Raw genomic sequence first — 21,571 nt, 5'->3', positions numbered from 1 at the left:
GTTCGCGGATTTCTAGGATCAACTAAATTCGAATGCGGTTGAAATCCGCTCACAAAGGCGACCACTGCCGTTTCTTCGGAATCATTTCACACTCTTGCCTAACTCACGCTTTTCTTTAGTTCAACTTGTACTAACCATCATCTAGAGTATGCATAAACGGGAGCTCGACTATGAATGAGGAGCCTTCGCCGACTTTGCTTTCCACGCTGATCGTGCCGTGGTGCAGATCGACGAGATGCTTCACGATGGACAGCCCCAAGCCGGTTCCTCCGGAACTGCGGGACCGCGCTTTGTCCACCCGGTAAAAACGCTCGAAAATGCGCGGCAGATCTTTTTTCGGGATGCCGATCCCCGTATCGCTGACGACGATGCGAACCTTCTCGTCTTCCCCGCCTTCGCCCAAAATGGCGATATCGACGCGGACTCTGCCGTCTTCCTGCGTGTAGCTGATCGCATTGGACAGCAGGTTCATGAATATTTGCCGGAGCCGGTCTTCATCCCCTTCCATAAACAGGTGGTCGGGAATGTCGTGGGCCATGGCAATCGACTTCTTCTTGGCCGCGGGCAGCAGCACCTCGTAGATGCTGTCGAACAATTCCTTCAGGTTTACGGGAGCGTATTCGAGCGGCACGAGCTTGGATTCGATTTTGGACAGGTCGAGAATGTCGCCGATCAGGCGGTTCAGCCTGTCCCCTTCATCGTAGATGATCTGCAGGAACGAACGGGCCGTCTCCTCGTCTTTGACGCCTCCGGCGAGCAGTGTTTCGGCAAAGCCTTTGACCGCGGCGATCGGCGTTTTTAGCTCGTGGGACACATTGGCCACGAATTCGCTGCGCATTCTTTCCAGCCGGCGGATGTCGGTCACATCCCGGAGCAGAAACAGCATCCCCCGGTATTTCCCGTTATCCTCGAACATCGGCACGCTGTCGAACAGCAATATTTTTTCCTCGGGATCGTAAACGTTGCGTTCCTCCTGAACATTTTCCTGGCGGGAAATCCCTTCCTCGACGAACTTCGTAAATTCATAGTTGCGTTTGATGTCGCGGTACGGTCTTCCCAGGAGCTGATAGCCCTTGACATGCAGGATGCGCTCCGCCTCCCGGTTAATCAGGGCGATAGCGCCCGAGGCGTCGACCATCACGATGCCGCCGGTCATGTTGGCCAGCACGCTTTGCAGCAAATCTTCGTTGTCATGGATCCGCTTGAGCTGCTGCTGCAGGCTGTCCGCCATCCCGTTGATCGCCTCGCCCAGCTGGCCGATTTCGTCCCGGCGGGCAAGCTTGACCCGGGCGTTGTAGTCCAGCTTGGAGATGCGATGCGCGACGCGCGTGATTTGCTCCAGAGGACGGGTCATTCCCGCGGCGATCCGGTAGCTGACGAAGCCGGCAACGAGGAACAAAATCAGCAGCCCGCCGGCCATCAGCAGCCATCCTTGGGTGAGGCCCTTTTCCACGGCGCCCAGGCTCATCGACAGGCGGATGTATCCGTCAAATCCGTCCGCGGAGGTGACGCGGCGGGCGACATAAAGCATATTTTCGCCGACCGTATGGCTATAGCGGATCGCGCTGCCTGCCCCCCCACCCTCCGCTGACTCGATTTCCTTTCGATGGGCGTGATTATCCATTCCCTCCGGATCCATTTCCGAATCGCCGACCACCTTTCCGTCCAGGGTAATGAAGGTGACCCGGGAATCGGTCATTTTTTCCAGGGCTTTGGCCTGTTCCGTGTAATAGTCTTCCGCGCTTGCGTTGCCCTGGACCGGTTCAAACCGGAAGGTGTGCTCCAGCAGGCTGATTTCCCGCTCCATGTTTTCCTCCAGGGCACGGATATGGGAATTTTTAAACAGCTGGGCCATCGTCAGGCCGGCAGCCAGCATCGAGATGCCGACCAGACCCATCAAAATGAGGGAAAGCTTGGTTCTGAACGTCTTCATCTTATTTAAAAACCGGCTCTTTGAATGCGGACAACTTCGCGAGCGAGTCCTTTTCCACTCCTTCATGCAGGCTGTCTCCATGGGAATCCATCGTGACGATCGCGGCAAACCCGTCAACCTCAAGATGCCACATCGCTTCCGGTACGCCGAATTCCATAAAATCGACGCCGTTCACTTTCTTGATGCATTCCGCATAATATTGGGCGGCCCCGCCGATGGCGTTCAAGTATACCCCGCCGTGCTCCCGCAAAGCGGCAAGCGTCTTGGGGCCCATTCCGCCTTTGCCGATCACCGCGCGGATGCCGAACTTCTTCATGACATCGCCCTGATACGGCTCCTCCCGGATGCTGGTCGTCGGGCCCGCCGCCTTGACATGCCAGCCCGCCTCGTCCTTCAGCATGACCGGCCCGCAGTGGTAAATCACCGCGCCGTTCAAATCCACCGGGGCATCGTGATCCATCAAATATTTGTGCAAAGCGTCGCGGCCGGTGTGGAGCTCGCCTTTGAACACTACCACGTCGCCCACGCGAAGCTGCCGGATCTGCTCCTCGGTGACCGGCGTCTGCAGCACGATTTCCCGGCTTTGGCCTGCGAACGCGGACGTCTCGGCGCCGGCGGCAATCCCTGCTTTGGCAAGATCTTCGGCTCCTTGCTCCGCCGGTTCCTCGACGGAAACACCGCTGCCGCGCTCGTACAACCAATCGCTGATCGCGCCGGTGGCCGCGTCGATCGCCACCCCTTGCCGGCGGAAAGCCCAGCAGTTGTAAGCTACCGACACGAAAAAGCTGGCCGGCAGCCGGTTCTCGGCCCCCACTTTGCAGCCCAGCAGGGTAACTTCGCCGCCGAAGCCCATTGTGCCGATGCCCAATTGATTGGCCGTCTCCATAATATATTGTTCCAAACGATCCAGGTCCGGATTCGGGTTGACGTCGTCAACGGTGCGGAACAGCTGCCGTTTGGCCAGCTCGTAGCCCGTCGTCCGGTCGCCGCCGATGCCGACGCCGATGAAGCCCGCGCTGCATCCCTGGCCTTGAGCCTGGTACACCGCGTGCAAAATGCACTTGCGGATCCCGTCCAGATCGCGGCCCGCGCGGCCCAGGCCTTCCAGCTCGGCGGGAAGGCTGTATTGAATGTTTTTGTTCTCGCAGCCGCCGCCTTTCAGAATCAGGCGCATATCGATAAAGTCGTTTTCCCACTGTTCAAAATGAATGACCGGCGTGCCCGGCCCCAAATTGTCGCCGCTGTTCGCTCCGGTCAGCGAATCCACGGAGTTCGAGCGCAGCTTGCCTTCCTTGGTGGCCCGCTGTACCGCGCTTTTGATGGCCCGCTTCATTTCAATCTGGTTAGCTCCGATGGGAGTATGGATGATGAAAGTCGGCATTCCGGTATCCTGGCAGATCGGCGACACCTGCTCCTCCGCCATTTTAATGTTGCGGGCGATGGTCGACATCGCCAGTCCAGCCCGCGTGGCCCGGTTTTCCATGGAGCGGCCAAGGTTGATCGCCCGCCGCACGTCCCCCGGCAAATTGGTGGAGGTCTCCACGATTAATTGGTATACGCTTTCTTCAAACTGTCGCATGGTTCAAGAATCCCCTCTCTTGAATCGCAAATCATATCTTCTTCAACAAGTTTATAATAACATAAGAACTACTTTAAGATGACGATTTCCGTCCAAAATAAACTCCGAAAAAGAGAGGTTTATCACTGCACAAAAAAAATCCCCCGCCTCTCGATGAGCCGGAGAGGCAGGGGATATGCTATGATCACTATCCGCCCACAATTTCGCCGCCGTTGACGTGCAGGACCTGGCCGCTCATGTAAGAGGAATCCTCCGAGCCGAGGAAGACGTAGGCCGGCGCGACCTCCTCCGGCTGGCCCGGGCGCTGCATCGGCGTCGTCCCGCCGAATTCCGCCACCTGCTTCGCGTCAAAGGTGGACGGAATGAGCGGCGTCCAGATCGGTCCGGGAGCGACGGCGTTGACCCGTATCCCCTTGCTGCCGGCCAGGTTCATCGACAATGAGCGCGTAAAGCTGACGATCGCGCCTTTGGTCGCCGAATAATCCAGCAGCTGCGGGTTTCCTTTATAAGCGGTCACCGATGCCGTATTGATGATGGCGCTGCCTTTTTTCAAATGGGGCAAGGCCGCTTTGGTCAAATAAAACATCGAAAAAATATTCGTGCGGAACGTCCTCTCCAGCTGCTCGGCCGTAATTCCCGAAATATCCTGTTGCGGGTGCTGCTCCGCCGCGTTGTTGATCAGAATATCAAGGCCGCCGAGCCCGTCCACCGTCCGCTTGACCGCTTCCCTTGCGAAAGATTCGTCGCCGATATCCCCGGAAATCAGCAGGCATTTGCTTCCTTCCTGCTCGATCTCTTTTTTCGTCGCCTCCGCATCGCCGTGCTCGTTCAAATAGACGATCGCCACGCCGGCTCCCTCTTTGGCGTAAGCCACCGCAACCGCCCGTCCGATGCCGCTGTCGCCGCCGGTGATCAGCGCCACCTTGCCTTTCAGCTTGCCGGCCGCTTTGTACGTTCCTTCATATACCGGGCGGGGATACATGTCCGCTTCGACGCCGGGCTGCTGATTTTGATGCTGGGGAGGCATCGTTTGCTTGCTCTGTCCATGGTCCATCCTGGTACTCTCCTTTGCCGTGTTGTCGACTATTCCTCATAGAGGTTGTTCACGCACTTATAGGATAGACCCGGACCGGCGAGCTTATGCCCTTCCCCCTTTGTTAAAACACAATGTCAAAGCGTTTGAGAAACCACGCATCGTCGTGCTGCCGGCGAAGCGCATACTTCCGCCTTCTTTCCTCCGTCAACTCCCGCAGCTCCCGCTCGTCCCCGCCTTCGGGGCCAAAAACCTCTTCTACCAACTGCCGGCAAAACGAAATTTGAGGTTCCGAGAAATGCAAATAGGCCAGCATCATCAGATCCCGTCCCCAGCGTTCCCCGCTATGATCGTAAGGAAAATTTTGCCGAAAAACCTGGACGAGGGACACCTCCGGAACATAACGGCAGGTCCCTCCCAGCAGCCACATTCTTAACGAAAATTCCGCGGTTTCCAGCTCTTTGCCGGCAAATCCGTCCTCTATCCCGCCTATCCCCTGAAACCGATCCTTCCGGATGGCAAAACATTCCCAGGACAACCACGGCAAGTCCATCTTATCTTCCGCAACGGCCGGATAACTTCGGATGGATTTAAGCCATCCCGAAACGATTTCCGTCTTGGGCGACACGGAACGCTCGTGCATAACAAAGGAAGGCGAACAGCAATCGGCTTCTCCTTTAAAGAGCGGGTCAAGCAGCGCCTCCATCCACCCGTCATCGTAATACAGATGTGCCCCGCAAAAGATCAGATAATCTCCGGCGGCATGCGCGGCGCCGAGATTTCGCGCCGACACCCCGGCCATGCCCTTCAGGCGTTTGAACGGTTTCTCAAAGCGGTAACCCAGCAAAAAATCGCAACATCCATCCACCGAGCCTTCATCGACGATAATTACTTCATATGGAAGCGAGGTGCGCGACACCTTAAGCGACTCCATCGTCGTGTAGAGATCGACTCCGTTGTTTTTTACGGTAATAATAATCGATACGGTCTTTGATTCGCTAGACATCATATAAGCTCCTTAAAAATGGGTATTATTTATAAATTATTGTAAATCAGTAAAGACTATGATTCCATAATAAACCAATTCATACTTTCAGTAAACCCAAACAAAACACTTAGTTTATTATCTTTCCCTTTAGTTCTCACTATGGTAAATACAGGAGGGGTTTTATGGACTACGAGGCATTAGGGAAAAGGCTGCGCCAGGAACGGCATAAAATGCACTTGACCCAGGAGAAACTCGCCGAAAAAATTGAGGTTTCGGACGCATACATAGGACAGATTGAACGAGGCGAACGCAGTTTATCTTTGGAAACGCTCGTGAAGCTTGCTAACCAATTGGGAGTTACCGTCGATTATCTGCTTCATGATTCGCTGGAAATCAGCGATGACCATTTTATGGATCAAATTCAGCAAATCATGGCTGGCCGCACCTCAAAAGAGAAACAGCTCGCGCTGGATATCATGAAGCTGATGTTCACCCATCTGGATGAATTGCAGAAGGAAACGAAAGATCCTTCATAAGACCGCTATTTAGCAAACAAAGACCTGCCGGGTAGTTCCGGCAGGTCTTTGTTTGCGGATTTAGATAATGGTGCTGAACACCATAAAAAACGAAATGACGAGCACGGCTACGGCCAACACCGCGCTTAATGTGCGCAGTTTGCCTTCTTCGGCCGTAATCGGTTTGTTCTGGCGAATGCCCTCAAGCGCGAGACGCAGCGGCTTGCCCATAATCCCGCTAAGCGCGCCGATGGCCAGGAACAATAAGACGATGACGATCATCCAAGGCACCGAATAGTCGCCCTGACCGATCAAATACCCGCCGGTCAAAAGCTGAAGAATCAGGCCAAATTGCGCAAATCGGTTCAACGTTCTTACGGCCGATACGGTGCCTTCCTGCCCGGCGAGCGACAATTTGCCCAGCGTACCCAGCACAAACGGCAAAACCAAATAAAAGCCGAGCGCCAAAGCCCCGATAATATGTAGGAATAACATGACCTGATACATTAACACAACCGCCTTTCAACGTCAATTACATTTATTATAAACTATTATAACAATAAATGGAACGGCTGTTGGTAAGGGCTTAAATTTAGTAGAAGGGTCAAGGCAGCCGCTTCTCCGTCCAGCTGATTTTGCCTTTTTCCTGCGTATCCGAGCCTTTGCCCCAGGATGACGAACCATTAACTCCAACGAAGAACGGATAAGCCGCCAACCTTCTGATTTACGCCGGCTCTTAAAGTTGCCCCTTTCTGCCCCCAAATTTTCCCTTTCATCCCGCGGCGAGTATGATAAAATGATCTGTGGCCCTTGGGCATGCCCTGGGCAGGCAGCGGCTCAACTTAATTATGACAAGCAAGGGAGTAATGATTGTGAAGTTTTTGCAGGATTCGCGGCTAACCTCGTATTGGAATCCTTACGCGGCGATCGGGCTGGCCGGTCTGCTTAGCGCCGTATATTTTGGGATTACCGGGACGGTGTGGGCTGTGACGGGCGAATTCACCCGCCTTGGAGGACATGTTCTTCAGCTGTTCGGCGCGGATCTCTCGGATTGGGCTTATTTCCAGCTCGTTCCGATGAAAGGAACGACCTTCAGCCGGACGGACGGGTGGATCGTCTGGGGAATGTTTATCGGCGCGCTCATCATGATTTTGCTCAGCAACAATTTTAAAATCCGCGTCCCCAGGCAGAAGCGCCGCTATGTACAGGGCTTTATCGGCGGGATCATCGCAGGTTTCGGCGCCCGCCTGGCGTTAGGCTGCAATTTGGCCGCCTTCTTCACCGGCGTTCCGCAGTTTTCCTTTCACTCCTGGATCTTTATGATCGCTACGGCGCTTGGCACTTACGGAGGCGTGAAAATCGTCAATTGGGCCTGGTGGAAAGGCAGGCCCATGCTGACCAAAGGCAACGCCGCTTCCCCGGCCGCAGTCTCCCGCACGGTACAGCCACTGATCGGTATCGTGCTGGCGCTCGGCTACGCGGGACTCATCGTTTATTTCTTCATCACCGGCCGGACCATGCTCGGCGTGGCCGCTGCTTTCGGCGCCGCTTTCGGGATCTTGATCGAGCGGGGGCAAATCTGCTTCACCTCGGCGTTTCGCGATCTGTGGATCAGCGGCCGCGCGACGATGACCAAAGCCATTATCATCGGGATGGCGATCAGCACGGTCGCTACACTGATCATTTTGCTGGTCTGCGGAATGGACCCGATCACCAAAATTTCCGCTCCAAGCACATTCGTCGGCGGCGTGCTGTTCGGCATCGGCATCGTCCTGGCCGGCGGCTGCGAAACGGGGATGATGTACCGGCTGATGGAAGGCCAGATCGTATTTCTTCCCGTCTTCGCCGGCAACATCATCGGCGCCACGGCTCTGGCCTACGCCTGGGATCACCTTGGCGTCTACAATGCGCTGGTGAAGAACGGAGCGAAAATCAATCTGCTCGAAGCGATGGGACCGGGACCGGCGTTGCTCGCAACGCTCGCCGTGCTGGCCGCCGGATACCTGATTGCGGCTTATTGGAACAAGCATTACCGCTTCGGCAGCGGACTCAGGAACCGGCTTCGCCGTCCAAACCTTTAGGGCGACGCGCCGTTTACCTGGTCGTCTATACAACCCAATAAAGGAGGCAATAAGCATGTCGGTTGAATTAACTGTTGATTACACGCTGGATGTCAGAGGGGAATCGTGCCCCTACCCGGTGATATATACGCTGGAGACGCTGCGGGAAATGACCAAGGGGCAATTGCTGCTCGTGATCGCGGATTGCCCGGCCGCCTTCCGCAACGTACCGGAAGAGGTCGTCAAGCACGGCTATGCTTTGGAGCAGGAACCTGTCCTGGAAGGCCGGGAAATGCGGTTTTACATTCGGGCATGAGCAAAATCGGCCGGTTGCCGTTAGGCAGCCGGCTTTTTTATCGCGTCTTGGTGCTCCTGCCTGCTGCCTGCCTTTGCACGATTATCCCCTTCTTTCAGGAAACAGGGGATGGTGGCTAGAGCAAGGGTTCCAAAAAAGAGAGAAGAAAAAAACAAAAAAGATGAGGAAAAAATGAGGCGGTTCAGGTGAGATTTTCGGCTTGATGAGAGAACGTACGTTTGGTATAATGAAATAAATGGAACTTGTGTTCGTGTATTCTTGATTCGGGAGGTAAGCGGATATGGAAGCCAATGCGGGAACGGAACTTCAGCCATTCAGCAGCCGTTTTAACAGCGAGCAGGACTGCATGGAAGCACTGATCTCGATGAAGTGGCCAAACGGTTTCGTCTGCCCGCGCTGCGCTCACACCCGGTGCAGCCGTCTGACTTCCCGGCATATCCCTTTGTTCGAGTGCGGAAAGTGCAAGCATCAAACATCGCCTTTGGTCGGCACGATTTTTGAAGGAACGCATTTGCCCCTGCTCAAATGGTTCGAGGCTCTGGATTTGTTCCTGCTGGAGGGCGGTATCTCGGCGCTGCGGCTGCGCCAGATGATCCGGGTCACCTACAAGACCGCCTGGTTACTTGATGCAGATCAACTTAATGGGTAGGGGTTAGCATGAACAGTGCGGGCGTTGCTGCAGATGGAAGGGTTCAGGCAACAGCAAAATTACGATCTTTTCGTTTCCTTGGCTTATTGTCCTTGATCTCCTGTCTTGATCCTTGTCCGGTCTGTTTCACTTCCTCTAAACCTGATTTCTTCTCCTAAGCCCGTCTAAATTATCTCGAACCTATTTGCTCCTCTACCAAATATTTTCTTCTCCCGAGTTTGTCTGTTTCTCTGCTACCTGATCAACTCTCTACTACCTGATCAACTCTCTGCTACCTGATCAACTCTCTGCTACCTGATCAACTCTCTGCTACCTGATCAAACGGGATAATCGTGCAAAGTCCCCGGACAGTGAGTGTTGATCTGCCGCCCCCCCTCCCCCCACTTCCTAATCCTCAAGCTCTCAACGCCCCTCCGCGTTTCTTGCCGCGATCGGTTTTCGACTTGACTGGCAAGGCAAGTAAGGATTATAAGGTTGAGTCAGGCACCTCTTCTGTCCGCGTATCTTAAATCTTTGAACACCTTCAGCTCAGGGACTCAAGCTGATTTTTGCTCTGCGAAAGTTGAGTTATAAATCCTTAATCTTAAAAAAACCGCCCAGTTTTAAATGGGCGGGTTTTAAGGGCAGAAATAAACAGTGGATTATCCAACGATCAACCTTTCACGACCGCAATCACGCTTCTGACGGAGGCGGCGGATTGGTCGAGCGCGGCTTTTTCCTCGGCTGTCAAGGCAAGCTCGAACACCTTCTCGATGCCGCCCCCGCCAAGAACGACCGGTACGCCCATGAACAAATTGTCGTAGCCGTATTCGCCTTCAAGCAAGGCGATCACCGGCAATATCCGCTTCTTGTCCTTGAGAATCGCTTCGGTCATCCGCACCAGCGACGCCGCAGGTGCATAATAAGCGCTGCCGTTGCCAAGCAGGCTGACGATTTCACCGCCGCCGGCGCGCGTCCGCTGTACGATCGCTTCGATGCGGTCCGGCGGGAGCAGTGTGTCGATAGGAATCCCGCCGACGCTGGAATAGCGCACGAGCGGGACCATGTCGTCGCCATGGCCGCCAAGCACAAAACCGCGCACATCTTCCACGGAAACGTTCAGCTCTGCGGCGATAAACGTGCAGTACCGGGCCGTATCGAGAACACCGGACTGGCCGATGACGCGGTTTTTCGGAAAACCGAGCGTTTGGAAGGCCACATAAGTCATCGCGTCCACCGGGTTGCTGAGGACAATGACCGTGGCATCCGGGCAGTAATTCTTCACGTTTTCGCATACAGAGCGGACAATGGCCGCGTTCGTGTTGACGAGATCGTCCCGGCTCATCCCGAGTTTACGGGCGATCCCCGCCGTAATGATAACGATGTCGGAGCCGGCCGCATCCTCGTAGGAGGAAGTGCCGACGATCCGGCTGTCGACCCCTTGAACCGGGCCGGCCTCGAGCATATCAAGCGCTTTGCCCTTCGTTGGGCTTTCCAACTGCGGAATGTCAACCAGCACAACGTCCCCAAGTTCCTTTTGGGCGAGCATAAACGCCGTGGTTGCGCCGGTAAAACCGGCGCCGACAACGGTTATCTTTTTGCGTTGGATAGCCATGTGGGGGCCTCCCTACATGTTTTTGATCACTTCATTGGCAAACTCGGAGCATTTTACCTCTTTAGCGCCATCCATCAGGCGGGCGAAGTCATAGGTTACCGTCTTATTGTTAATCGAAGTTTCCAGTCCTTTGTAAATGAGGTCAGCCGCTTCCTGCCATCCGAGATGCTCAAGCATCATGACGCCGGACAAAATGACGGAGCCCGGGTTCACGACGTCCAGATCGGCGTATTTCGGCGCCGTGCCGTGCGTCGCTTCAAAGATCGCATGCCCGGTAACGTAGTTGATGTTCGCCCCCGGCGCGATCCCGATGCCGCCCACTTGCGCAGCCAAAGCGTCGGACAGGTAATCGCCGTTCAGGTTCAGCGTGGCGATGACGTCAAAATCGGTCGGGCGCGTCAGCACCTGCTGCAGCGCGATGTCGGCAATGGCGTCCTTCACGATGATTTTGCCGGCTTCCTGGGCGGCCTTTTGCGCTTGATTCGCCGCTTCCGTACCCGACTGCTCCTTAATCCGGTCATATTCGGCCCAGGTGAACACTTTGTCGCCGAATTCCGCTTCGGCCACTTCGTAACCCCAGTTTTTGAACGCGCCTTCGGTGAATTTCATGATATTGCCTTTGTGCACCAGCGTAACGCTCTTGCGGCCATGCTTGATCGCATATTCCACGGCGGCGCGGACAAGGCGCTTCGAGCCTTCCTCGGAAACCGGCTTGATGCCGATGCCGGACGTCTCCGGGAAGCGGATTTTTTTCACGCCCATTTCGTTTTGCAGGAACGCAAGCACTTTCTTGACTTCCTCGGAGCCTTCCTTGTATTCGATTCCCGCGTAAATATCTTCCGTGTTCTCCCGGAAAATCACCATATCCACCAGCTCCGGATGCTTCACCGGGGATGGCACCCCTTCAAAATAGCGGACCGGGCGCAGGCAGACGTACAGGTCCAGCTCCTGGCGGAGCGCCACGTTCAGCGAGCGGATGCCGCCGCCGATCGGCGTCGTCAGCGGTCCCTTGATGGCCACAATATACTCGCGGATCGCGGTCAGCGTGTCAGCCGGCAGCCACTCTCCGTAGGCATTGAAGGCCTTTTCCCCGGCAAAAACCTCGTACCAGGCGATTTTCTTGTCGCCGCCGTAAGCTTTCTCCACGGCGGCGTCCAATACGCGTTTGGATGCTTTCCAGATATCGCGGCCGGTGCCGTCGCCCTCGATAAACGGAACGATCGGGTGGTTCGGCACCTGCAGCTTTCCGTCTTGAATCGTAATTTTTTCACCTTCGGTAGGGAGATCAAACTTTTCCAGCTTCAACATGTTTTCGGTTTCCTCCTCGTTGATCGTTTCAACTATTCACGGTCTCCATTTTATCATAAATCGCCATGGAGCTCCCGCACTGCTGCTTATCTTAGTTCAATCGGTACGTAAGTCTGGTTCGTGGCCCCTACATATTCCGCGCGCGGACGGATCAGCCGGTTGTCCTCAAGCTGCTCCAAAATATGCGCAGTCCAGCCGGAGAGGCGGCTGATCGCAAAAATCGGCGTAAACAAATCTCCCGGAATGCCCAGCATCGTATAGACGGAAGCGGAATAGAAGTCTACGTTAGGCTTCAACCCTTTTTGCCCCGTTACGAGCTGATCCACTTTGACGGAAATGTCGTACAGCGTCGAGTCGCCTTTGAGCGCGCTGAGCTGACGGGACATTTTTTGCAGGTGTTTGGCCCGCGGGTCGCCGTTTTTGTATACGCGGTGGCCGAAGCCCATAATCTTCTCCCGGTTTGCCAGCTTCCGCTGAATATAAGCTTCCGCCTGATCCAGCGTGCCGATTTCGTTCAGCATTTTCATCACCGCTTCGTTGGCCCCGCCGTGGAGCGGCCCCTTCAACGTTCCGATCGCGGACGTCACCCCGGAGTAGATGTCCGACAGCGTTGCGATCGTTACGCGCGCGGAGAACGTGGAAGCATTGAGCTCGTGGTCCGCATGCAGCACCAGCGCCTGGTCCAGCGCTCGGACAGCGATCGGGTCGGGCTCTTCGCCGGTCAGCATGTATAAGAAATTGTGGGCGATGGAGACGCCTTTCAGCGGAGCCAGCGCTTCCTTGCCTTGGCGGATGCGGGCAAACGCGGCAACCAATGTCGGAATTTGAGCTTGCAGCTTGATCGCTTTTTTCAAATTGCTTTCGCGTGTGTTGTCGTTGGCGTTCTCATCGTACAAAGCAAGAGCCGATACGGCAGTACGAAGCACTGCCATCGTGTTGGCATCCTGCGGGTACAACTTCATCTGCGCGAGAACCGCCTCCGGAACCGCGGCATAGTCGCTCAGCTGCCGCTGCAGCCGCTCCAGCTCGGACTTATTGGGCAGTTTGCCGTTCCACAGCAAGTATGCCGTTTCTTCAAAACTAGCGCGTTCGGCCAGATCATCGATATTAATGCCGCGATAGCAGAGCACGCCGTCATGAATGGAGCTGATCGAGGAAGTTGCCGCAACAATGCCTTCCAGACCTTTCGTAGCTGTCATGATACATCTCTCCTTTGTTAACATTTTGTGAGCAACAAGCTGTGAAAACATTTTCAAATTAAAATTTTAAATTTTTTATGAACTGACGCGAAAACGACCCTGAAAAAAGGAATCACGCTATAAATCCTTACTAATCCATCATACTGGATTTCTCGGAGCATGGGAACCCGCTACGGCGCAGCCCGTCAGATCAAAAATTTCTTTCACGATCATAAAGAATTTTTGTAAACGATTTCAGTTTTGCAATAAAAAATGTCACATTAATTGAAAAAAGTAGGCTCGTCATACTCCCTGCTGACCGATAATATCATAGAACTAGGACATGTATTCACGAAAAAGGAGAAATGCCGTTTGGATAGCGTAGTCGTCAAACGCGTATTGCGCGGAAGCTGGATTTGTGTCGTCGTTGTCGGTTCCCTCGCCGCGGTTTACTGGCTGATCCCGCTTCTGTACCCGTTTCTGATCGCCTGGCTGATCTCCTATGCGATGAATCCGTTTGTCCGCTGGCTTCAGCAAAATATGAAGCTGCCAAGATGGCTGGCGGTTACGGTCTCGCTGCTCGTCTATTTCGGCAGCGCCGCCATCATCCTGTCCGCGGCGTTGACGCGGCTCGTCAAGGAGCTGATCCATCTGGCCGAGTCCTTCGACGTCCGCATCGAGGAGTGGAGGCGGCTGTTTATCTCCTGGACGCAAAGCGACAGTATCCAGTCGATTCTTAATGAAATCAACCGTTTTATCGCCGACAATCCCGGCTATGAAAATACGATCCACAAAAACATCGACAACACCGCGGAAAAGATAGGTTCCGCCGTTTCGCACCTCGTCAACAATTTTTTAAACATTGTGGTAGGTTTGATATCTTCGCTGCCGAACCTCGGCGTCATTCTCGCCGTCATACTGCTCGCGACTTTTTTTATCAGCAGCCATTGGGAGCGGGACATGCGCTTTCTGGCGCGCAGCATTCCCGCCCCGTTCCGGAGAACCGCCGGCGATATCTGGAAAGATCTGCAAAAGGCTTTATCCGGCTACTTGCGCGCCCAGTTTATCATGATCTCCATTACCGCCTTCATCGTGCTGATCGGGCTGCTGATTTTGGGGGTGGAATCGGCGTTCACTTACGCTCTGCTGATCGGGCTCGTCGACCTGCTGCCTTATTTGGGCGTAGGAACGATCATGATCCCCTGGCTCATCTATGCCTTTGCGACCGGCGACATGACGCTCGGCATAGGCCTGTCGGTCCTGTACGGCATCATCCTGGTCGCCAGGCAGCTCATCGAACCGAAAGTGCTGGCCAGCAGCGTCGGCCTTGACCCCTTGCCCACCTTGATCGCCATGTTTGCCGGTCTGAAGCTGTTTGGCGTGCTGGGCCTGATCGTCGGGCCCGTGACCCTGGTCGTCCTCGGCGCAGCCTTCCGCGCCGGGGTACTGCGGGACTTGCGCAATTACATCCTGCACGGAAGATTGAGGTGAAAAATCGCCCTACATTCGCTCGGGCGTCTGCAGGCCCAGGAGATGCAGCCCGTTGTGCAGCGTGATTTGCACGCATTTCACCAAAGCGGCCCGGGCTTCCCGCAGCTCGCGATCATCGACAAGCACCGCACATTCACGATAAAAACGGTTGAACGCCTGGGCCAAATCGAGCAAATAACGGCTGACGATGGAAGGCTCCATTTTATCTGCGGCCAGCTGAATCCGTTCCGGAAACTGCGATAACCGCTTTACCACCTCGTACTCCGCCGGATGCTTCAACAGCTCGGTTTTTGCGCAGCCGCAGCCGTCTCGCCCATCGCCGCATGTATCCTGTTGTTCCATTTTACGCAGCAGGCTGCACGCTCTGACATGCGCATATTGCAGATACGGCCCTGTTTCCCCTTCAAAGCTTAGCGCTTCTTCCCAGGAGAAATGGATGTCTTTGATCCGGCTGCCGCTTAAATCGTGAAAAATGACCGCCCCGACGCCCACCTGCCTTGCCACCTCGTCCTTTTGCTCCAGATGGGGATTTTTTAGCCCGATAATCTGCCGCGCCTTCATCACCGCCTGTTCCAGCAGTTCCTCCAGTTTAACCACATTCCCCTTGCGTGTGGACAGGCCGACTCCTCCCAGGTCCACCCGTCCGAACGGAACATGCACCAAATCCGCCGCCCAGGGGTACCCCATCAACTCCACCACCTTAAACCACTGTTTAAAATGCAAGCTTTGCGAGTAATCCGTCACATAAACCGCCTTATGAAAATCGTAGGCCTGTTTGCGGTAGAGCGCGGCCGCCACGTCGCGCGTATGATACAGCGTGCTGCCGTCCTGCTTGAGCATCAAAGCCGGGGACATACCGAAGGCGTCCAGCTTCACCAGCCAAGCACCCCCGTCCTCTTCCAGCAGCTGCTTGTCCCGCAGCTCCCTGATCACCGAAGCGGTTTTGTCATTGTAAAAGCTTTCACCCGTCACATAGTCAAAACGCACGTCAAGCAGCCGGTACACTTTTTCGAACTCGGTCATGCTCAAATCAACGAACTTCCGCCACAACCGCAAAGCTTCTTCGTCGCCCTGCTCCATCTTCGCGAACCAGGCGCGCGCTTCATCTTCCAATTCCGGCCGCTGCTCCGCCTCATCATGAAACTGAACATACAGGCGAAGCAGTTCGTCGATCGCCCCCGACGCCAGCCGTTCCTCATCCCCCCATAAACGGCAGGCGACGATCAGCTTCCCGAATTGTGTCCCCCAGTCTCCCAGATGATTGACCCCGATCACGCGGTATCCAAGACAGGAGAAGATCCGGTACAGCGCGCTTCCGATCACCGTCGAACGCAAATGCCCGATATGAAAAGGCTTGGCGATGTTGGGGGAGGAATAATCGATGACGATCACGCGGCCTTGGCCGGTATTTTGTTCCCCGTATTTTTCGCCGGCGGCGTCTATTTCACCGATCACTTCCCGGGCAAAAATCCCTTTGTTCCAATGGAAGTTCAAATAGCCCGAGCTTGCCTCAAGGCGCGAGATCGCGGAAACGTCAGCGTGCGTGTGAAGGAAATTCGGCGCATTCGGAGCGGCCGGCTGTTTATCCGGCTGTTTCTCCAGCTGTTTTTTCGGCTGTTCCCCCGACTGTTCCCTCGACTGTTCCCCCAGCCTGCACTCCAGTCTCTGCTTCAGTTCCTGCGCGATCTCCTGCGGCGGCTTGCGAAGCTGCTTGCTCAGCTTGAAACAAGGCAAAGACAGATCCCCCATCTCCTCCTCGGGCGGATATTCCAGCATCGCCTCGATCTCTTCGGCGGCGATTCCGGCAAGGCTCTGCGCCACTAGACCGGCGGTCATTTTTCTCCATTTTTCCATAAACGAAACCCGCTCCCTTATCCAAAATTCAGCAAACAAAAAAGGCCCCCGTCTCAAAAAGAGACGAGAGACCTTTGGTTCCCGCGGTGCCACTCTAAGTGCTAACCTAATTAGCCACTCTATACGTATAACGGCCTGTTGCCGGATTTGCCTACACTTGTTCCAGGTTCGGCAAACCATTTCCCGGATCCGCTTCATTCACGCCATTCGTACCGGCTTTCACCCTTCCGGCTCGCTGTGACTATCCGGCATGAACTACTATCCCGTTCATCAATGTTAGCGATGTAATTTTAAATATATATAATGGAAAAAGCGGAAAAAGTCAACGCCGGAAATAGGTGATCGTGCCGTCCTTCATTTTTTTATGGATCCATTTCATCAGCGGGAAACGGTACAACGGCCGGGTTAGCGGAAACACCATCGTAAACCCGATGATATCCGTAACAAATCCGGGGATCAATAGCAGGATGCCGCCGGCAAAAACGCAAATGCCGTCCAGCACCATCCGCCCGGGAATCTGCCCGCCGGTCATTTGGGCTCTGGCATCCGCCAGCACCTTGCGCCCTTCAAACTGCATCATCAACCCGCCGATCACCGAAGTGGCCAAGGTCAAAAAGATCGTCTTCCCGACCCCCAATCTTTCGCCGACAAACAAATATCCCCAAAATTCCACAAGCGGGACGATGATGACTAAACCAGCAATCCATTTACGCATATTTATAGAAACTCCTTTAAGCTTGCAGCATTAAAATATTGATCGTATATATGTATTTTACCGCTACAAAGGAGGAGAATCAAAAATCATGGTTTGCTCGCTTCCTCAAAGGCCGCAAACCACTCGGGAAATACCTTTTTAAACTGGACCGGCTTGAAATCCTCGCGCCGTACAACGTAGTGGGAGGACGAACCCTCTACGCAAAGCACGCCTTCGCCGTTAAACACATGGTACCCGTAAACGGTCTTCACGCCGCCGTTTTCGATGATCCATGTCTTAAGCAGCACCTTGTCGCCATAGCGAATGCCCTTTTTATACTCCACCTTCATTTCATGAACCGGGGAAATATATCCCGCCCGCTCCATATCGATATATTTAAAGCCGAGGTCCTCGCACAGCTTCGAACGTCCCGCCTCAAACCAGCCGAGGTAGTGGGCGTGATAAATAATCCCCATCATATCGAATTCAAAATATTTCGGCTCTATCGCCAGTTCGCTGACATACACGTGATCCCCCGCTCCTTTCTCACGCTGCAAAAAAAGCAATGGTCCCCGTTTTACAGGGTTCCCCATTGCCTTTTTTTAAATCGTTCGCACGATCGCTGCTATATACTAAATGGGACTACTTGCGGATTTGGCCGATTTTGATCAAGTTGGTAGAACCGGAGCGTCCAAGCGGAACCCCTGCGGTAATGACAACAAGATCTCCTTCCTTCACGACTCCGGAATCCAGGCCGCCCTTCATCGCCTTGTCGAACATTTCGTCCGTGGACGAAGCAACCTGGCCCTTCACCGGCGTAACGCCCCAGTTCAAAGCCAAGCGGCGCAGCGTCTGGTCTTCGGTCGTCACCGCGATGATCGGCGCTTTCGGACGATATTTGGACACCATCCGCGCCGTATAACCCGTTTCCGTGGAAGTGATAATCGCTTTGGCGTTCAGTTCCAGCGCGGAGTTGGCCACCGCCTGGCTGATCGCTTCCGTAACGGTCGTTTGTTGGGCGTTACTTTGTTTGATGAAAATTTCACGGTATTCGAGGCCGGATTCGGCTTTTTCCGCAATGCGGGCCATCGTCAGCACCGATTCCACCGGATATTTCCCGGCAGCCGTTTCCCCGGACAACATGATTGCGTCCGTACCGTCGAAAATCGCGTTCGCCACGTCGCTCGCTTCGGCGCGGGTCGGTCTCGGATTACGCTGCATCGAGTCGAGCATTTGCGTGGCGGTAATAACCGGTTTGCCGACGCGGTTGCATTTCTCGATCATCTTTTTTTGCACCAACGGCACGTCTTCGGCAGGGATTTCCACGCCAAGGTCGCCGCGGGCTACCATCAAACCGTCGGACACTTCCAGGATTTCGTCCAGGTTGTCGACGCCTTGCTGGTTTTCGATTTTGGAGATGATTTGAATGTGGGTTGCGTTATGTTTCTCAAGCAATTGACGGATTTCAAGCACGTCGCTCGCTTTACGAACGAAGGAAGCGGCAATAAAATCGATGCCTTGCTCGATCCCAAACTTGATATCGTTAGCGTCTTTCTCGGTGATGCCTGGCAGGGAAATGTTAACGCCGGGAACATTAACGCCTTTCTTGCTCTTGATGGTGCCGCCGTTGACGATCCGGCATTTGATTTCCGTACCTTGGATGTCAACTACCGTCAGCCCGATCAAACCGTCGTCGATCAAAATGGTCGAACCTACTTCCACGTCACCCGGAAGCTCTTTGTACGTAATCGAGATGCGATTTTTGTCCCCAAGAATTTCTTCCGTAGTAAGGGTGATGAATTCGTCTTGCACGAGTTCGATCGGTTCTTCCTTCAATTTGCCGGTGCGGATTTCCGGACCTTTGGTGTCCAACAGTATGGCGATTGATTTCCCCAGCTCCGCGCTCGCTTGGCGGATCGTCTTGATCCGGCCTCCATGCTCATCAAAATCTCCATGGGAGAAGTTCAGGCGAGCGACGTTCATTCCGGCCATGATCAACTTTTTGATGTTCTCTAACGATTCACTGGAAGGACCGATGGTACATACGATTTTTGTTTTGCGCATTTGGGTTTCCTCCGTTTTAATAGTTCTCTCTATATAGTCTTTTCCAACAACTAAATTTACTACAATTTTGTCGATTTGTATAGGAAGTTTATCATATTGTCACGAACATTCTATTGTTTTACACTACGAAAACAATCTATAATAGCCGAAAAATCCGAGGCCAAAGCCCCGATTTTTCGGCTACCGATCGTTTTACTCCTGCTTGTGGACCAATTCCGAGGATGCGTTTTTTTCAGTGCCGCTCTCGTCGCTGGTTTCTTTCCCTGGCGCTTCCACTTCGGCAGCCGCTTTCCCGGCGTCGGCTTCCCCTTCGCGGGCCTCTTCGTCGGCACGCCCGGCAGCGCCCGAATCATCCGGAGACGTCTTTTCCTGGCTAGAGCCCTCCGCCGGCACGGCGGAACCCGCCGGAGATACCGCCGGAGATCCTGCGTATACACGCGCTTTCACATTTCCGGCCACCGTAAACTTGCCGATTTTCCGGAATTTCCGGTACCGGTCCTCAAGCAGCTCGTCCGCATGCATGATCGACAATTCCTCCAAATGGCGGACGATCGCTTCTTTAATGGCGCTTGCGGTAGCTTCGTAATCGCGATGGGCCCCTCCCCGCGGCTCCGGAATGATCTCTTCGACCACTTCCATTTCCAGCAGGTCCTGGGCGGTAATCTTCATCGCTTCCGCCGCCTGGTCCGCCTTGGAAGCGTCCTTCCACAGGATCGAAGCCGCCCCGTTCGGCGAAATGACGGAGTAAATGGCGTTCTCCAGCATCAGCACGCGGTTGCCGACGCCCAGCGCCAGCGCTCCGCCGCTGCCGCCTTCGCCAAGGACCACGCAAATAACGGGCACCCGAAGCATCGCCATTTCCCGCAGGTTGCGGGCGATCGCCTCGGATTGTCCCCGTTCCTCCGCCGTAATGCCCGGATAGGCCCCTTTCGTATCGATAAACGTAACGATCGGCCGCCGGAACTTGTCCGCCTGCTGCATCAGCCGGAGCGCTTTGCGGAAGCCCTCCGGATGCGCGCTTCCGAAGAAGCGGGCGATGTTGTCCTTCGTATCTTTCCCGCGCTGCTGGCCAAGCACCGTCACGGGAATCCCGTTCAGCTTGGCCAATCCGCCGACGACAGCCAAATCGTCCCCAAACACCCGGTCCCCGTGCAGCTCAATGAAGTCTTCAAAGATCAGGTCGATCATATCCAGGGAAGTCGGACGCTGGTGATGCCGGGCCAGATGCATTTTTTGCGACGGCGTAATCTGGCTGTAGATCTCTTCTTCCAATTGCCGGTACCGTTCTTCCAAACGAGCGATCTCCTCGGCAAAATCGATGCCTTTTTCTTTACCGAACTGCTCCAATTCCTGAATTTTCTCGCGCAGCTTCACAAGCGGCGTTTCGAAAGGCAATTCGCCCGCCATTTATGCTCCTCCCTTCACACCGTGCAAATCCAGCAATTTGGACAGCGTAGCTTTCATTTCCTTGCGGTGAACCACCAAATCGAGCTGCCCGTGCTGCAGGTTGAATTCGGCCGTCTGAAAATCGTCCGGCAGCTTTTGCCGGATCGTCTGCTCGATCACGATTCTGCCGGCAAAGCCAAACACCGCACCCGGCTCGGCCAGAATGATGTCTCCAAGCATGGCAAAGCTGGCCGATACGCCTCCGGTCGTCGGATCCGTAATGACCGATATGTAGAGGCCGCCCTGCTCGCTCAATCGGGCCAAAGCGGCGCTCGTTTTCGCCATTTGCATCAAACTCAGAATGCTTTCCTGCATGCGCGCCCCGCCCGACGTCGAGAAAATAATCATCGGCAGCCGTTTCTCCGTTGCCGCCTCGATGGCGCGCGTAATTTTTTCCCCGACCACGGAACCCATGCTGCCGGTGAAAAAATCAAAGCTCATAACCGCCACAACGGCCGGAAATCCGCCGATGGTGCCTTGTCCGGTCACGACGGCTTCCCGCAAACCCGACTTCAGCGCTTGCTGCTCCAGTTTGCCGGCATATCCCGGAAATTCGAGCGGATCGACGGAGATCAGGTCGGCGTCGAATTCCGTAAAACTTCCTTCGTCCAGCGTGTAGCGGATGCGCTCCAGCGCGTTAAGCCGCATATGATAGCCGCAGGACGGGCAAACTTTAAAGTTCTTCTCCAGTTCCTTGCTGTACTGAATACTGCCGCAACGGGCACATTTATTCATCAGGCCTTCGGGAATCTCCCGTTTAGGCCGGTCCATCGACTGCGATCCCTCTTCGCTCCCTCGACGTTCTGAAGGAATGGTCGCGTATTTTCTTTTTTTCTGAAACAAGTCTTTAAACACAACTACACCTCTTC

Annotated in this window: 17 protein-coding genes, 2 pseudogenes and 1 other annotated feature; of the genes and pseudogenes, 5 read left to right on the top strand and 14 right to left on the bottom strand. The window is 54.6% G+C overall.

The window, feature by feature from the left end:
- Positions 1-130 precede the first annotated feature (130 nt).
- The 4 genes from pnpS to NYE69_RS13550 all read right to left on the bottom strand — a co-directional run bounded on the left by pnpS (position 131) and on the right by NYE69_RS13550 (position 5,551).
- On the bottom strand, positions 131-1,933 hold the full coding sequence (gene pnpS / locus NYE69_RS13565; RefSeq protein WP_340926586.1) for a two-component system histidine kinase PnpS: 1,803 nt from the start codon (positions 1,931-1,933) through the stop codon (positions 131-133).
- 1 nt (position 1,934) lies between these two features.
- The gene (locus tag NYE69_RS13560) at positions 1,935-3,512 is read right to left on the bottom strand and encodes a fumarate hydratase (RefSeq protein ID WP_340926585.1); all 1,578 of its coding nucleotides are present in this window, start codon (positions 3,510-3,512) and stop codon (positions 1,935-1,937) included.
- A 187-nt stretch (positions 3,513-3,699) separates the two neighbouring features.
- Positions 3,700-4,566 (bottom strand): SDR family oxidoreductase, encoded by an 867-nt coding sequence (locus tag NYE69_RS13555; protein WP_328272070.1) that lies wholly within the window; start codon positions 4,564-4,566, stop codon positions 3,700-3,702.
- 103 nt (positions 4,567-4,669) lie between these two features.
- On the bottom strand, positions 4,670-5,551 hold the full coding sequence (locus NYE69_RS13550; RefSeq protein WP_340926584.1) for a glycosyltransferase family 2 protein: 882 nt from the start codon (positions 5,549-5,551) through the stop codon (positions 4,670-4,672).
- A gap of 164 nt (positions 5,552-5,715) precedes the next feature.
- Here NYE69_RS13550 and NYE69_RS13545 point away from each other — a divergent pair, with 164 nt between their 5' ends.
- Positions 5,716-6,069, top strand: coding sequence for a helix-turn-helix domain-containing protein (locus tag NYE69_RS13545; protein WP_124331633.1), 354 nt, complete (start codon positions 5,716-5,718; stop codon positions 6,067-6,069).
- A gap of 60 nt (positions 6,070-6,129) precedes the next feature.
- On the opposite strand, the gene NYE69_RS13540 is transcribed toward NYE69_RS13545, so the two are convergent.
- The gene (locus tag NYE69_RS13540; RefSeq protein WP_036624383.1) at positions 6,130-6,555 is read right to left on the bottom strand and encodes a hypothetical protein; all 426 of its coding nucleotides are present in this window, start codon (positions 6,553-6,555) and stop codon (positions 6,130-6,132) included.
- A gap of 359 nt (positions 6,556-6,914) precedes the next feature.
- On the opposite strand from NYE69_RS13540, the gene yedE reads away from it, so the two are divergent.
- The 3 genes and pseudogenes from yedE to NYE69_RS13525 form a co-directional block, all read left to right on the top strand.
- Positions 6,915-8,129 (top strand): selenium metabolism membrane protein YedE/FdhT, encoded by a 1,215-nt coding sequence (yedE, locus tag NYE69_RS13535; RefSeq protein ID WP_124331743.1) that lies wholly within the window; start codon positions 6,915-6,917, stop codon positions 8,127-8,129.
- A 55-nt stretch (positions 8,130-8,184) separates the two neighbouring features.
- Positions 8,185-8,424: a sulfurtransferase-like selenium metabolism protein YedF gene (yedF, locus tag NYE69_RS13530; RefSeq protein ID WP_036624387.1), complete on the top strand. Its 240-nt coding sequence runs from the start codon at positions 8,185-8,187 to the stop codon at positions 8,422-8,424.
- Between the two features lie 280 nt (positions 8,425-8,704).
- Positions 8,705-9,049 (top strand): annotated as a pseudogene (locus tag NYE69_RS13525) (transposase); the annotation flags it as partial.
- A 676-nt stretch (positions 9,050-9,725) separates the two neighbouring features.
- On the opposite strand, the gene mdh reads toward NYE69_RS13525, so the two are convergent.
- The 3 genes from mdh to citZ form a co-directional block, all read right to left on the bottom strand.
- Positions 9,726-10,667: a malate dehydrogenase gene (mdh, locus tag NYE69_RS13520; RefSeq protein WP_340926581.1), complete on the bottom strand. Its 942-nt coding sequence runs from the start codon at positions 10,665-10,667 to the stop codon at positions 9,726-9,728.
- Between the two features lie 12 nt (positions 10,668-10,679).
- Positions 10,680-11,975: an NADP-dependent isocitrate dehydrogenase gene (gene icd, locus NYE69_RS13515; RefSeq protein WP_340926580.1), complete on the bottom strand. Its 1,296-nt coding sequence runs from the start codon at positions 11,973-11,975 to the stop codon at positions 10,680-10,682.
- A gap of 86 nt (positions 11,976-12,061) precedes the next feature.
- Complete coding sequence (gene citZ, locus NYE69_RS13510; RefSeq protein ID WP_036624392.1) at positions 12,062-13,174, bottom strand: citrate synthase; 1,113 nt, start codon at positions 13,172-13,174, stop codon at positions 12,062-12,064.
- 351 nt (positions 13,175-13,525) lie between these two features.
- Here citZ and ytvI point away from each other — a divergent pair, with 351 nt between their 5' ends.
- Positions 13,526-14,644, top strand: coding sequence for a sporulation integral membrane protein YtvI (gene ytvI / locus NYE69_RS13505; protein WP_340926579.1), 1,119 nt, complete (start codon positions 13,526-13,528; stop codon positions 14,642-14,644).
- A gap of 9 nt (positions 14,645-14,653) precedes the next feature.
- Here the strand turns inward: ytvI and argS are convergent, their stop codons facing one another.
- From argS to accD, 6 genes and pseudogenes are all read right to left on the bottom strand, one after another.
- Positions 14,654-16,498: an arginine--tRNA ligase gene (gene argS, locus NYE69_RS13500; protein WP_340926578.1), complete on the bottom strand. Its 1,845-nt coding sequence runs from the start codon at positions 16,496-16,498 to the stop codon at positions 14,654-14,656.
- Positions 16,499-16,554: 56 nt separating this feature from the next.
- Positions 16,555-16,778 (bottom strand) — a binding site (T-box leader).
- A 42-nt stretch (positions 16,779-16,820) separates the two neighbouring features.
- Positions 16,821-17,213, bottom strand: coding sequence for an FxsA family protein (locus NYE69_RS13495; protein WP_340926576.1), 393 nt, complete (start codon positions 17,211-17,213; stop codon positions 16,821-16,823).
- Between the two features lie 86 nt (positions 17,214-17,299).
- Positions 17,300-17,719: an acyl-CoA thioesterase gene (locus tag NYE69_RS13490; RefSeq protein WP_036624397.1), complete on the bottom strand. Its 420-nt coding sequence runs from the start codon at positions 17,717-17,719 to the stop codon at positions 17,300-17,302.
- A gap of 115 nt (positions 17,720-17,834) precedes the next feature.
- Positions 17,835-19,256 carry a pyruvate kinase gene (gene pyk / locus NYE69_RS13485; protein ID WP_036624399.1) on the bottom strand — a complete coding sequence of 474 codons (1,422 nt, stop codon included), beginning with the start codon at positions 19,254-19,256 and terminating at the stop codon, positions 17,835-17,837.
- A gap of 459 nt (positions 19,257-19,715) precedes the next feature.
- Positions 19,716-20,663 (bottom strand): annotated as a pseudogene (locus NYE69_RS13480) (acetyl-CoA carboxylase carboxyltransferase subunit alpha); the annotation flags it as partial.
- A complete protein-coding gene (gene accD, locus NYE69_RS13475; RefSeq protein WP_328271645.1) occupies positions 20,664-21,557 on the bottom strand; it encodes an acetyl-CoA carboxylase, carboxyltransferase subunit beta in 894 nt (297 codons plus the stop codon). It abuts the pseudogene before it with no gap.
- Positions 21,558-21,571 lie beyond the last annotated feature (14 nt).

Source organism: Paenibacillus sp. FSL R5-0527 (assembly GCF_038008055.1).
In the GTDB taxonomy this organism is placed as follows: domain Bacteria; phylum Bacillota; class Bacilli; order Paenibacillales; family Paenibacillaceae; genus Fontibacillus; species Fontibacillus macerans.
The sequence above is the reverse complement of the archived record's forward strand: the minus strand, read 5'-3'. Positions and strand labels throughout refer to the sequence as shown.